Source organism: Brucella sp. 22210, assembly GCF_052045675.1.
Classification (GTDB): domain Bacteria; phylum Pseudomonadota; class Alphaproteobacteria; order Rhizobiales; family Rhizobiaceae; genus Brucella.
This window is the reverse complement of sequence record NZ_JBQEPD010000001.1, coordinates 20,446-32,987: the sequence shown is the minus strand read 5'-3', so window position 1 is coordinate 32,987 and position 12,542 is coordinate 20,446. Positions and strand designations below refer to the sequence as shown.

The window sequence follows — 12,542 nt, the reverse complement described above, 5'->3', positions numbered from 1 at the left end:
CCGATGCTGCGTGTTTTATTCTATTTGCTGATCGTTGTGGCCCTTGGTTTCGGCTTTGCATGGCTGGCCGATCGTCCCGGTGAGCTGGATGTCGTTTTTGCGGGCAACCACTATAATGTGCCGCTGATTACGGCGGTTGCCGGTATCGTGGCCATCGTGGCGGCGATCCTGCTTTTGTGGTGGCTGGTGAAGAGCATTATCCAGTCGCCCTACACGCTGCGCCGCCATTTTCGGGCGCGCAAGCGCGACCGTGGATATCAGTCGCTTTCAACCGGCCTGATTGCTGCCGGTGCGGGCGATGCCGAGGCTGCACGCCGCATGACCAAGCAGGCCGGCAAATTGCTGAATTCCGATCAGGAGCCGCTCATCAAGCTTCTGGAAGCGCAGACGGCGATGCTGGAAGGCCGCACGGACGATGCCCGCAAGGGGTTTGAGGCTATGCTGGAAGATCCGGAAACCAAGCTTCTGGGCCTGCGTGGGCTTTACATCGAGGCCCAGCGTGTCGGCGCGATTGAAGCCGCACGCCATTATGCTTCGGAAGCTGCCAAACAGGCACCGCAACTCGAATGGGCGTCATCTGCGGTTATGGGTCAGTTCTGCGCTGATGGCGATTGGGATGGGGCGCTGAAGCTGGTCGAGGCGCGCAAGCAGGCGCTGGCGCACAGCAAGGATACCGTGAAGAAGGAACGCGCAGCGCTGCTGACGGCCAAGGCCATGGCAACGCTGAATGTGGATCACGCCCATGCACGCACCATGGCGCTGGAGGCAAACAAGCTCGCGCCAGATCTGGTGCCCGCTGCCGTGGTGGCCGCACAGGCGCTGTTTACCGATGGAGAAGTGCGCAAGGGTTCCAAGATTCTGGAAGCGGCATGGAAGCGTTTCCCGCATCCGGATATCGCTTCCGCTTATGTCTATGCCCGCGCTGGTGACACGGCGCAGGACCGTTTGAAACGCGCGCGGCATCTGGTTTCGCTGCGTTCCAACACAGCCGAAGGCAGTCTTGTGCTGGCGCGCGCGGCTTATGAAGCCGGAGATTTCAAGGCAGCGCGCGATAATGCCGATCAGGTGCTGAGGGCGCGTCCGACGGAAAGCGTCTATTTGCTGCTGGCTGATATTGAGGAAGCCGAGAGTGGCGATCAGGGCAAGGTGCGTCAGTGGCTTGCCCGGGCCGTCAAGGCGCCGCGTGATCCCGCTTGGACTGCCGACGGTTATGTTTCGGAACGCTGGTCGCCAGTCTCGCCGGTCACCGGTCGCCTGAACAGTTTTGAATGGAAAGTTCCGGTGGTCGAACTTGCCCCGGTTGTTGAGGCGGAAGAGCCGGAGATCAAAGGGCCAATTCCCGATAACAAAGCGGCAGTGCCCGTTGTGGTAACACCGCCTGCTCGCGAAGCGCCAGTGAAAGCAGCTCCTCAAATCGACGTGGTGGAGGCCGAAGTGGTCGTTCCCGATGCGGAACCGGTCAAAGCTTCCCCTCCCGCGCCTGCTCAGAAACGCGATGAAATTCCGCAACCGCCTCTTGATGCGTCGCCCATTGATGATGGTGACGACGAGGACAAGCGCAGTCATTTCGTCGTGGATGATCCGGGTGTGGATCAAAACAGTACACCACGCAAGGCGCAGGGCGGCTTGCGGCTCTTTTAAGCCACTTCCGCTTTAGCAAAGCGTTGCTTAAAAACAACGCTGGCGGCGTCATCTGCTGCGAACCGTCTTTCATGACGGTTTGTCGCGTTGTCTGCCGTGTTTCCCCGGTTAGGTTCGCAGATATGAAGAGCAGCGTTTCTCTATGGGGTGCGTCTGTATTGATATGTCTGGCGAGGGTGAATGTTCGATCGTCTGTTGGAATTTTTGAAGGAGCTGCCCGGCAACGGTTTTCGTGACCGCAAGGGTGATATTTCCAATGACGATCCCAAGCTTGCCGCAGCTGCCCTGCTGTTCCATATCATGGATGTCGACGGCGAGACGCGCGAGAGCGAGCGCAAGAAGCTCGCGGCGATGCTGTCGCTGAAATATAATCTCAAAGGCGATGCGCTGAAGAAGCTGATCAAGGCCGCCGAGGTGGCCGACAGCGAGGCCATCGATTTTTCAAGCTTCACATCCGTTCTCAAGCGCCAGCTCGACTATAATGCGCGGCTCGATTTCGTGGGGCTGATGTGGGAAATGGTCTATGCTGATGGCGATGTCAGCGAAGTGGAAGCGGATGTGACATGGCGTATCGCGGAGCTTATCGGCATCCGCGAAGACGACCGCAATGCTCTTCAGGCGCGGGTGCAAATAGAAAAGGCGAGCCGTAGCTCGCCCTTTTGATCATCAAGTCCGCCCTTGCAAGTGACGGGCTTTGCGCAATTGCGGGAACATGGCTGCCCAGATCATCGCGACCGCGATGGAGCCGACGCCGCCGATCACCACAGCTGGAACCGCGCCGAGCGCCGCTGCCATCAGGCCCGCGCGGAATTCGCCCAACTCGTTCGATGCGCCGACAAAAACCATATTCACGGCATTGACGCGTCCGCGAACATGATCCGGCGTCCAGAGTTGCATCAGCGTTTCGCGAATGTAGACGCTGATCATGTCGGCAGCACCCGCCAGCGCCAGTGCGACGACGGAAAGCCAGGTCAGTGTTGAAACGCCGAAAATGATGTTGAACAGGCCGAAAAACGCCACGAACACGAACATCACGCGGCCCGCATGATCGCGGATCGGATGACCGGCCAGCCAGATTGCGGTGAGAACTGCGCCGATGCCGGGCGCAGAACGCAGCAGGCCAAGCCCCCACGGACCAAGATCGAGAATATCCCGCGCATAGATCGGCAATAGTGCGACCGTACCGCCGAGCAGCACCGCAAAAAGATCGAGCGAGATTGCGCCCAGAACGATCTTTTCCTTCCAGATATAGCGGAAGCCGGCGAGCATGCTCGACATGGAGCGCTCTTCCGTCAGCGTGTGCTGTTTCGGTTTCGGGATAGAGAAGGTGAGAACCGCAGCCGCGATCAGGAAGATCGTGGCCACACAATAGGCCGCAACCGGCGAGATGCCATAGAGCAGACCGCCAGCAACCGGGCCGACAATGGTTGCGACCTGCCAGGCAGACGAATTCCACGATACCGCATTTGCAAAGTCTTCGGTCGGAACGAGGTTCACGACGAGCGATGCCGAGGACGGTCCGAGGAAGGCGCGTGCGATACCGAAGAGCAGCAGACAGGCAAACACGGTCATCGGCTCGAACAGGCCTGCTAGCGTCAGTGAGAGCAGCAAAGCCGTGACGACAGCTTCCAGAACCAGCGACAGCCCCATGATCAGGCGTCTGCCGAAACGGTCGGCTGTTGCGCCGGTCACTAGAACAAGCAGCAATGCGGGCAGAAACTGCACCAGCCCGACCATGCCCAGATTGAAGGCATCGCGGGTCTGGTCATAAATCTGCCAGCCGACTGAAACGCTGACAATCTGCACCGCGAAGGCACTCAGAAAGCGCGCGCCCCAGTATTTCTTGAATGACGAGTGGCGGAATGCTGCGTAGCGATCCGCAGAAGAAGCATCAGTTGAGGGGGACATTGCTCAAGACATCGAGAGGAAAGATGCTTGTTACTTACAGCATCCTTCCCATGATCGGAATCACTTTTTTGGTGGCAAATGTTTCGCCCCTGCTTCTAGTGGTCTGATTCCAACATTTGCATCCTTCGGTTCAAGCGCTGAGCAAAGGTTGGAATCAGACCACTAGCAAGTATAAGTATCTAGTGGATTTTTCGAATTTGACGTTTGAAACAGCATCTATGTCAGTCGGGATTTAAACGTCAAATTCAATCCACTAGGGGCGAAAAGTCTTCAAATAAAAAAAGGCCGACATGAAGCCGGCCTAGTCGATCCGGGAGGGCGGATCAATCTTTGCCAAGCAGGCCTTTCCAGATGATCGCGCCGAGTGCTGCGCCGACCAAAGGTGCAACCCAGAACAGCCAGAGCTGGCTGAGTGCAGCTGTGTCAGCGAAGAGCGCAACGCCGGTCGAGCGAGCCGGGTTGACCGATGTATTGGTCACCGGGATCGAGATCAGGTGGATAAGGGTCAGGCCAAGACCGATAGCGATCGGCGCAAAACCTGCCGGAGCAATCGACGAGGTCGAACCCAGAATGATGATGATGAAGAACGCCGTCAGGACGACTTCGATCAGCAGGGCCGATGTCAGGCTATAGCCGCCAGGTGACAATTCGCCATAACCGTTGGAAGCAAAGCCCCCAGCAGTAAAGCCGCTTTTCCCCGAAGCGATCAGATAGAGTACTGCCGCCGCAACGATGGCGCCCAGAACCTGTGCGATCCAGTAAGGAATGAGGTCCTTTGCCGGAAGTCTGCCGCCGATCACGAGGCCGAGTGATACAGCCGGATTGAAGTGACCGCCGGAAATGCCGCCCACAGCATAAGCCATGGTCAGGACGGTGAGACCGAAAGCAAAGGCGACGCCAAGGAAGCCGATGCCAAGTTCAGGAAAAGCCGCAGCGAGCACCGCGCTACCGCAGCCGCCGAAAACCAGCCAGAAAGTTCCGAAAAACTCAGCCGATAGTTTATTCAACATGGAAATCCCCAAGGTTGGTGTAGTGAAACTGGCCGTAAGCGAATCAGATGACAAAAACTATATCCTTGTCATATTCTTCCGGCAATATTGTTGAAAGCAAAGAATGATTGTTATGCTTTGCTTGTTAGAACCGTTTTAACAGTAAAGGCGCAAATTTATCCCAATTATATTATGAATTTTATAAATTTAGCCCATAAAATATTGAATTCATTTAAATAATCCATTTGCCCCGTTGGTTAAAATAGAGGTCGGCTTTTTTAGCGCTCTATCGCGCTTCCGCGTTGATGGGATCATCATCGCTGGCCTGACCGGCACCACATTTGCAGTAGAGCCTTGGCCATGGTCTTCTGTCGTCGGGTCATTGCGAAGAACGCTGCATGCGCGTTATAAGCGAAAGGTAGGCACGGGGCAGGCCCGCAACCGAAGAACAGCCATTTTCAAAGGCTGTCGCAGAGCATGACAGGGAGTTTGCGGTTTGAACACGCATCCGAAGACCAGAGAATCGAAAGCCCTATTGGGCAGCGCTGTGGCAGTGGCGCTGATTTCCGTTCTGTCGGGCTGCACGGCGACCGCATGGACGGAAAAGGTCAAGATCGACTCCACGCCGATGCCGACCGAATGCGCTGGATGGCAGAAGATTGATCTGAAACAGCGGACGACGATGGTTCTGCTGCGTCAGGACCCGAAGCTTGTCGTCGATATCGATTCTCACAATCTCAAGGGACGCAATCTCGGCTGCTGGCAGTAACCGCGGTTTCGAGAATTACAGGCGGTCTGCGCCCGGTAATCAGGCCGGGCTCGCCATCCGTATATCGACTTTCTCGATCGTGCCGCGCAGGGCGGGCAGCATTGTCTCGAAGCGGATATTACCGCCGGGCCGGATGCTGGTGCGCACCGGTTCCAGCAGGCGCTCGCGCTTCTGTCCGTCGCTATAGGTGATACTGACGATCAGTGCCGGGGGCAGCCGTGTCTCGCGACTTTCATTGCTGATGCTGGCGCCGACATTCAGCACATTGCCTTCGGCGCGCTCAGCAATATTCGTGGTGATGTCGGTCACTTTCAATGCGGGAGCAAGTGGCAGGGACGGCGAGGCAGCGGCTGCGACATCCGATGACTTGTTGGTCATGATCGTATAGCCGCCCGCCATCCAGAAAGCGGTCGTGGCGCAAAAAGCCACCAGAACCCAGTATGCGACTCCGGGGCCGTGGGCGGTTTTCGCCGAAAGCGTTGGATGGTCCTGTTTGTGAAAGAGGCTCAAACCGGGCAGCGCGCGCGACGTGACCGGCATTTGCCGCTCGGGCAGCACAGTTTCGAATTCGGCATCCTCGACTTCAGCAGCAGGGGACAGACGCCAGCCAGCAGGCTTTGTCGCATGCGGCTGGCCGCGCGCGCTACCTCTGGTTGATGATTGCTTCGCCATCATGAAGTCATCTTCCTCTGTGTTTTCTCGATAGACCTTGCCAGCCTAGGCTGCCGCAAAATGGTTAATGCTTCGCTCGCGAAATTTTTAACGGTCCAAACAGGCCGGATTTAACGCAAGATTAACCATAGAGGGTAAAGGTCAATCCGATATTGATGTGCGTGCGAACGCCTCGCTCGCGCGAAGAACCAAAGAGAAGCTGACCGGTGATACGTTTCGAGAATGTCGGCCTGAGATATGGAATGGGACCTGAGATCCTCAAGGATGTCAGTTTCCACATACCGCCGCGTTCATTCCAGTTTCTGACTGGCCCTTCAGGCGCCGGCAAGACGTCGCTCATGCGCCTTCTTTTCATGGCGCTGAAGCCGACACGCGGTTTGATCAACGTGTTCGGCAAGGATGTGGCGCGTCTTGATCACAGGCAAGTGCCTCTGCTGCGCCGCCGTATCGGCATTGTGTTTCAGGATTTTCGCCTGCTTGACCACATGACCACTTACGAGAATGTGGCTCTTCCGCTGCGGGTGCGCGGCAAGGAAGAAGCCACCTATCGACATGAGGTGGAAGAGCTGCTGCATTGGGTTGGCCTCGGTGACCGCATGGGCGTTCTGCCGCCGGTTTTGTCCGGCGGTGAGAAGCAGCGCGCCGCGATTGCGCGTGCGCTCATTGATCAGCCGGAACTGCTGCTTGCTGATGAGCCAACCGGCAATGTCGATCCGCCGCTGGCCAAGCGCCTGTTGCGCCTTTTTACGGAGCTTAACCGCTCGGGCACTGCTGTTATCATCGCAACGCACGATCTATCCCTGATGGATCAGGTCAATGCGCGGCGCATGATTCTGGAACATGGGCGGCTCGACATCTATGAGTAACACCCGCAGTGGCCGCCCGAGCGGCTGGCAGAAAATTCAGGATGACCTGAAGGTTCGTTTCGAAGACCTGAAGGATATGGTTCTGGTGCGCCTCGGCAAGCGCCGACAACGCAAAGGGCCAAGCCCGATTGTACCCGACGGAAGCGTTACCGGCACCGCTTTGGTGACCGTTATCGCGATCATGACCTTTCTCGCCTGCCTGACAATGGGCGGCGTATCGCTGGTGCGCGCATCGGCTGCCGCCTGGCAGAGCCAGATTGCGCGGGAGGCAACGATCCAGATACGCCCGGTCGAAGGGCAGGATATTGAAAAGGCCTTGCAGCAGGCGAGCGACATCGCACGCGGCTTTGCGGGCGTGAAAGCGACGAACATCATCGACAAGGATGCCACTGCGCGTCTGCTGGAGCCATGGCTTGGCACTGGTCTCAATATCGATGAACTGCCCGTGCCACGCCTCGTCGTGGTGACCATCGATGAAAGCGCGCCGCCCGATTTCGGTACCATGCGCACGGAATTGACCCGCGCTATTCCGGCGGCCAGCTTCGACGACCACCGGACCTGGGTGGACCGACTGGTGTCGATGGCGCACACAACGGTTCTGGTCGGTACGGCGGTTCTGTCGCTGGTCATTGCGGCGACCGTTCTCACCGTCATTTTCGCCACCCGTGGCGCAATGTCCGGCAATAGCCACATCATCGAGGTTCTGCATTTCATCGGTGCGGAATCGAAATTCGTGGCGCGTGAATTCGAGTGGCATTTCTTCCGCACGGCGCTGAAGGGCGCTCTGTTCGGCGGCGCTGCCGCCATGCTGGTTTTCCTGATCTTTTCCTGGTGGGCTTCGCGCCATATGGCGACACCCGAAGGCGATCAGGCCGCTGCCATGTTTGGTAGCTTCGCCATTGGTCGCAGCGGCTATCTCGGTGCCGCCGCCATCATCATTCTGGTCAGCGTCCTGACTATGCTGACCAGCCGCCTGACGGTTATCCGCCAGCTCGCAACCATGGATGGTCCGGGAGTACGCTCCGAATGACAGTCTTTTGGCCCAATACGCTCCGTCGCACGGGAATTCCTGGTAGTTCTCCGAGTTATCGCCGCAATGCTGCGTATGATAGCCAGAGGAACTACGGACGAATCGCGCGCGCATTGGGCGGCGGATACCGGGCGAGTAACGATGCGGTGGCACAGAAACGAACAGCGGAAGAGATGCATGCGGGCGCTGTGGTCTGGCGGCGCAGTCCCCCTGTTGTTGCCCCTTCATCCTTGCTGCTTGCGCCAGCCAGATTCCTGTGGTCTGTCATGATGCGTATGCTCAGACGTTTCCAACCCATCTCGATTGTGCTTTTCACGCTGCTTCTGGCTTTTCTCGTCGGCTTTGTCGTCTTCGGGGAGAAAGTGACGAGCATGACGCCGCCAGTGATCGATGAGCCGGCCGATGGCATCGTGGTTCTGACCGGCGGTCAGTCCCGCATTCAGGCGGCGGTCGATCTCTTGCAGGATAAGCGCGGCAAGCGGCTGCTGATCAGCGGCGTGCACCCTTCGACGAATGAAAAATCGATACAGCGCGCGACCCATGCTGATCCAGGCCTGTTCGACTGCTGTGTCGATCTCGACCGTTCGGCCCGCAACACCGTCGGCAATGCCGAGGAAAGCGAGCATTGGATTCGCAACAACGATTATCGCCGCGTGATCGTCGTCACGAACAATTACCATATGCCGCGCAGCATTCTGGAAATGTCCTATCGGATGAAGGACGTGGAATTCGTGCCCTATCCGGTGGTGAATGGCGACGGTCGCGAGCAAAGCTGGGTGGCCGAAGGCGACACATTGCGCGTGCTCTTCGTTGAATATGTCAAATATCTGGGCGCGGTCGTGCGCGTTGGCGCGTCAGAGATTTTCGGCTTCGACATTCTCGACGGCGTGACCGGTCAGAAGATCAATCGGTAACAAACAGGAAAATCCCGGCGCTCAGTCACCGTTTTCTGTATGGAAAATGGGGCAGTTCCTGATATAGGAGTGCCCGAGATTTCGGAAAACGAAGGCCTGACAGTTTTTCGGGATTATGGTCTGACTGTTTGTTTTGAGCACATCATTTCCGAAAGCCGTTTCACGCTTTTCGGGATGTGCTCTAGCCGGGATACTCGCCGACACGATGCTTCTATACCTGCGCTCGATCCTCTTCAACGCTGCGTTTTACATCTGCACACTGGTGCAGATGATCCTTTATACGCCGTTCTATTTCCTGCTGCCGCGCAAGAAGGCATGGATCGTGCCGAAGCTCTGGGCGCGGGTTAATCTGTGGCTCCAGAAGGTCATTGTCGGTACGGATTACGTCATCGAAGGGCTCGAGAATATTCCGGAAGGCGCCTATATCTGCGCGCCCAAGCACCAGTCGGCCTGGGATACTTATGCTTTCCTGCCTTATCTGGACGATCCGGTTCTGATCCTGAAGCGCGAATTGATGCGCATTCCGCTGTTCGGCTGGTATATCGCCAAGATGGAGATGATCCCGGTGGATCGTGGATCGCGCGTCAAGGCGCTGCATTCGATCACCAAGGGCGCGGAAAAGGCTATCGCCGAAGGGCGTCAGATCCTCATCTATCCCGAAGGCACACGCCGGTCGCCGGGCGCACCGCCGCAGTATAAATACGGCATCGTGCATCTTTACGATGCGCTCGATCTGCCGGTCCTGCCGATTGCGCATAATGCCGGGCTCTACTGGCCGCGCCGCAAGTTCCTGCGTTTTCCGGGCACCGTTCGCTGCCGCGTTCTGCCTCCGATTCCGCCGGGGCTTGAAAAGGAAGAGTTTCTGCGTCGGCTGATCGAAACCACCGAAACGGCCTGCGACGAGCTTCTGGTTGCGGCAAGCCGCGACGCCAACCCACCCCCGATGCCACCAACAGCTGTTGAGCGCTTGAAGGAACTGGGCGTTTCCCCTCGCGGTTAAACGTCCTGAGCCTTCATGTTCAACTTAAGTTAAACGACAATTAGTCGCGTTTTGTGGGAGTTTCGTTTTTCTTGCACGGAAACATGAAACCCGGTATCAGAGCGCGACACGAAAGGACCCATCATGAATATTGATGCCATTTCCATCGGAACCAATCCTCCCGAAGACGTCAACGTCATCATCGAAGTTCCAGTCGGCGGCCAGCCGATCAAGTACGAGATGGACAAGAAGTCCGGGGCTCTGATCGTTGACCGTTTTCTCTACACGCCGATGACCTATCCGGGCAATTACGGTTTCGTACCGCACACGCTCTCGGAAGACGGCGATCCGATTGACGTTCTCGTCTGCAACACCCGTCCGCTGGTGCCGGGTTCTGTGATCAATGTCCGCCCGATCGGCGTTCTGGTTATGGAAGACAATTCCGGTAAGGACGAAAAGATCATCGCCGTTCCGTCGCCGCACCTGACGCGCCGTTACGAGAAGATCCATGATTACACGGATATGCCGGAAATCACGCTGAAGCAGATCGCGCATTTCTTCGAACACTACAAGGATCTGGAACCCGGCAAGTGGGTCAAGATTGGCGATTGGGGCGATGAAGATTACGCTCGCAAGTTCATCGTTGAAGCGATCGAACGCGCCAAGGGCAAATAATCCGGGCGAGCAATCGCCGGTTTGCATTCTGGTTTAAAACAAAAGCGCCCAATGATCCCCGAAGGATTATTGGGCGCTTTTGCTTTTAAGCTTTGGTTTGCCGATCAGAGGAAGAGCGGCAGCAGCGTCGTCCACATGAACTGGCGGATGAAGAAGATGATCAGGAGCAGGATGATCGGCGAAATATCGATCCCGCCGAGATTGGGCAGGAGATTGCGGATCGGGCGTAGAACCGGCTCGGTCACCTTGTAGAGAAACTCTCCGACCGAGGCCACGAAGCGATTGCTGGAATTGACGACATTGAACGCATAGAGCCACGAATAGATGGCGCTGGCGATGATGATCCAGGTGTAGATGTCGAGCGCCAGATCAATGGTGCGGAACAATGCAATCATGAGTGTCTGTCTCCTTGACGATTGGCCGAGATGTAGCGATTGCTGCGATTAAGGACAAGTGCCCGATAGAGTGTCGGCTCAACTTTCGTCATCGAAATGCCGTGCGAAAAGCGCCCTTCAATCGAGTTATGGTCCTATTTATTCACAGATCGCCGTGTAGTCAGTATAGCTGTGATGATATGCGAACAAAAAATTAGATCATACTAACATTCTGTGCAGTGTTGCTATGCTCTGTAATAAATGCCAAGTGAACTTAACAGCGCTGGCTGGTGTATGGCTGAACGGATAAAACGGCAATGAATATTTCAGATAATGGTCGCGATCCCTATAAGGACCGCAAAAGCATCGAGTTTTCTTTCCGCGCCAAACGGTTTGCCCATATTCAGAAGTTGATCGAAGCCGCCCTTGCCGAAAAGCCGGAAGGCGAGAAGGTAGAGATTCTCGATCTCGGCGGATCGGAAAAATACTGGCTGATCGGCGAGGCTTTTATCGAGGCCAATCGTGACCGTTTGCATTTCACGCTGATCAATCCCGAAGAGCAGGAAGAGAAAGACACCGAAACTTTCACGTTTCTGGTCGGCGACGCGACCGATCCGGCGCTGTTTGCCGGGCGGACTTTCGATGTTGTTCATTCCAACTCGGTCATTGAACATGTCGGCGACTGGGCTGCCATCACGCGGTTTGCTGAGAACACCCGCAGGCTCGGCAAGCGCTATTATATGCAGACGCCGAATTACTGGTTCCCTTACGAGCCGCATTTCCGCTTTATCGGATTCCAGTGGCTGCCGGTGCCGGTGCGCATCTGGCTGATGACCAAAATGCGGCTTGGCTTTTTCCCACGTCAGGAAACTGCCGATGAAGCGCGCTTCCACGTGGAATCGATCCGCCTTCTGACCACAGGCCAGGTGCGCAAGCTCTTCCCGGATGCGCAGATCGAGTTTGAAAAGATTGCCGGACTGGCAAAATCCATTCTCGCTATCAAAGGATGATTGTCATCCTTTGACGCGTCCTGTCAGTCGAAATCACGCGGCTGGTGTGATTTCGAGGCGATCAGATTGCCAACATGCTCCAGCGCGTGATCGCGCACCCGCATGTCGCGCAGATGCTTCAGCGTATTGGCTACATAATCGATATTTGCGCCGGACTCGCCATGCGCCGAGGCGACAATTGCCGCTGCATCCTCGGCCTTGAGCGCTCCGGCATATTGCACATGGCGGCGGTCGGCTACATAGACCAGCCCCTGAACATCGCGCCCGTCGTGAAGGCGCAGCCGCAGCTTCTTTTCATGATAGACATTGTTCGACATTTCGCGTTCGCGCAGATAGACCATCACTTCGTCGGTCATTTCGCCCGGCACGCGAAAGGCCATGCCAAGGCAGGAGCCGCCCGCATCGAGGCCAAGCACCAGTCCGGGATGATCGGGTGAGCCGCGATGAAAATGCGAATAGATGCACAGGCTGCGACGATAGCCGTGCAGGCGGGCGCGAATAGTTTCCACATGCGCGAAACCGGGACGCCACATCAGCGAGCCATAGCCGAAAACCCAGAAATCACTCGTCCGCTTTTCATCGATGTGTTTTGTCATGATGATATAATATTTGCCGTCTCTTGTTCGATTTCCATGGGTAATTGATGGATATCCCTCGTTTTTTCTGAAGCTCCACTTCACAAGACTCAATCCTGCCATAATATGGCCACCAGTGA

The 12,542-nt window shown here is 56.5% G+C and carries 14 protein-coding genes; 9 read left to right on the top strand and 5 right to left on the bottom strand.

Annotation, left to right across the window (positions count from 1 at the left end):
* Window positions 1–3: 3 nt before the first annotated feature.
* Complete coding sequence (locus ACTJKP_RS00180; RefSeq protein ID WP_440629293.1) at window positions 4–1,641, top strand: heme biosynthesis protein HemY; 1,638 nt, start codon at window positions 4–6, stop codon at window positions 1,639–1,641.
* 180 nt (window positions 1,642–1,821) lie between these two features.
* Window positions 1,822–2,304 carry a TerB family tellurite resistance protein gene (locus ACTJKP_RS00175; protein ID WP_078337528.1) on the top strand — a complete coding sequence of 161 codons (483 nt, stop codon included), beginning with the start codon at window positions 1,822–1,824 and terminating at the stop codon, window positions 2,302–2,304.
* Window positions 2,305–2,307: 3 nt separating this feature from the next.
* Here the strand turns inward: ACTJKP_RS00175 and ACTJKP_RS00170 are convergent, their stop codons facing one another.
* A complete protein-coding gene (locus tag ACTJKP_RS00170) occupies window positions 2,308–3,549 on the bottom strand; it encodes an MFS transporter (protein WP_078337527.1) in 1,242 nt (413 codons plus the stop codon).
* 323 nt (window positions 3,550–3,872) lie between these two features.
* Window positions 3,873–4,559 (bottom strand): aquaporin Z, encoded by a 687-nt coding sequence (gene aqpZ, locus ACTJKP_RS00165; protein ID WP_078337526.1) that lies wholly within the window; start codon window positions 4,557–4,559, stop codon window positions 3,873–3,875.
* A gap of 514 nt (window positions 4,560–5,073) precedes the next feature.
* Between aqpZ and ACTJKP_RS00160 the strand changes: the two genes are divergently transcribed.
* Window positions 5,074–5,307 (top strand): hypothetical protein, encoded by a 234-nt coding sequence (locus ACTJKP_RS00160; protein WP_374843078.1) that lies wholly within the window; start codon window positions 5,074–5,076, stop codon window positions 5,305–5,307.
* A gap of 39 nt (window positions 5,308–5,346) precedes the next feature.
* On the opposite strand, the gene ACTJKP_RS00155 is transcribed toward ACTJKP_RS00160, so the two are convergent.
* On the bottom strand, window positions 5,347–5,982 hold the full coding sequence (locus ACTJKP_RS00155) for a hypothetical protein (RefSeq protein ID WP_440629292.1): 636 nt from the start codon (window positions 5,980–5,982) through the stop codon (window positions 5,347–5,349).
* Between the two features lie 239 nt (window positions 5,983–6,221).
* On the opposite strand from ACTJKP_RS00155, the gene ftsE reads away from it, so the two are divergent.
* From ftsE to ppa, 5 genes are all read left to right on the top strand, one after another.
* On the top strand, window positions 6,222–6,845 hold the full coding sequence (ftsE, locus tag ACTJKP_RS00150) for a cell division ATP-binding protein FtsE (RefSeq protein WP_235889735.1): 624 nt from the start codon (window positions 6,222–6,224) through the stop codon (window positions 6,843–6,845).
* Complete coding sequence (locus tag ACTJKP_RS00145) at window positions 6,838–7,875, top strand: cell division protein FtsX (RefSeq protein WP_440629290.1); 1,038 nt, start codon at window positions 6,838–6,840, stop codon at window positions 7,873–7,875. The genes ftsE and ACTJKP_RS00145 overlap by 8 nt, the downstream gene beginning before the upstream one ends.
* Window positions 7,872–8,789: a YdcF family protein gene (locus ACTJKP_RS00140; RefSeq protein ID WP_440629289.1), complete on the top strand. Its 918-nt coding sequence runs from the start codon at window positions 7,872–7,874 to the stop codon at window positions 8,787–8,789. The genes ACTJKP_RS00145 and ACTJKP_RS00140 overlap by 4 nt, the downstream gene beginning before the upstream one ends.
* Before the next feature lie 205 nt (window positions 8,790–8,994).
* On the top strand, window positions 8,995–9,789 hold the full coding sequence (locus ACTJKP_RS00135; RefSeq protein WP_440629288.1) for a lysophospholipid acyltransferase family protein: 795 nt from the start codon (window positions 8,995–8,997) through the stop codon (window positions 9,787–9,789).
* A gap of 123 nt (window positions 9,790–9,912) precedes the next feature.
* A complete protein-coding gene (ppa, locus tag ACTJKP_RS00130) occupies window positions 9,913–10,443 on the top strand; it encodes an inorganic diphosphatase (protein WP_078337519.1) in 531 nt (176 codons plus the stop codon).
* A 104-nt stretch (window positions 10,444–10,547) separates the two neighbouring features.
* Here ppa and ACTJKP_RS00125 read toward each other — a convergent pair whose 3' ends face one another.
* Entirely contained in the window at window positions 10,548–10,838 is a 291-nt protein-coding gene (locus tag ACTJKP_RS00125; protein ID WP_078337518.1) for a YggT family protein, read from the bottom strand.
* Window positions 10,839–11,134: 296 nt separating this feature from the next.
* On the opposite strand from ACTJKP_RS00125, the gene ACTJKP_RS00120 reads away from it, so the two are divergent.
* A complete protein-coding gene (locus tag ACTJKP_RS00120; RefSeq protein ID WP_440629287.1) occupies window positions 11,135–11,827 on the top strand; it encodes a methyltransferase domain-containing protein in 693 nt (230 codons plus the stop codon).
* A gap of 23 nt (window positions 11,828–11,850) precedes the next feature.
* Here the strand turns inward: ACTJKP_RS00120 and ACTJKP_RS00115 are convergent, their stop codons facing one another.
* Window positions 11,851–12,423 carry a gamma-glutamylcyclotransferase gene (locus tag ACTJKP_RS00115; RefSeq protein ID WP_078337516.1) on the bottom strand — a complete coding sequence of 191 codons (573 nt, stop codon included), beginning with the start codon at window positions 12,421–12,423 and terminating at the stop codon, window positions 11,851–11,853.
* Between the last annotated feature and the right edge of the window lie 119 nt (window positions 12,424–12,542).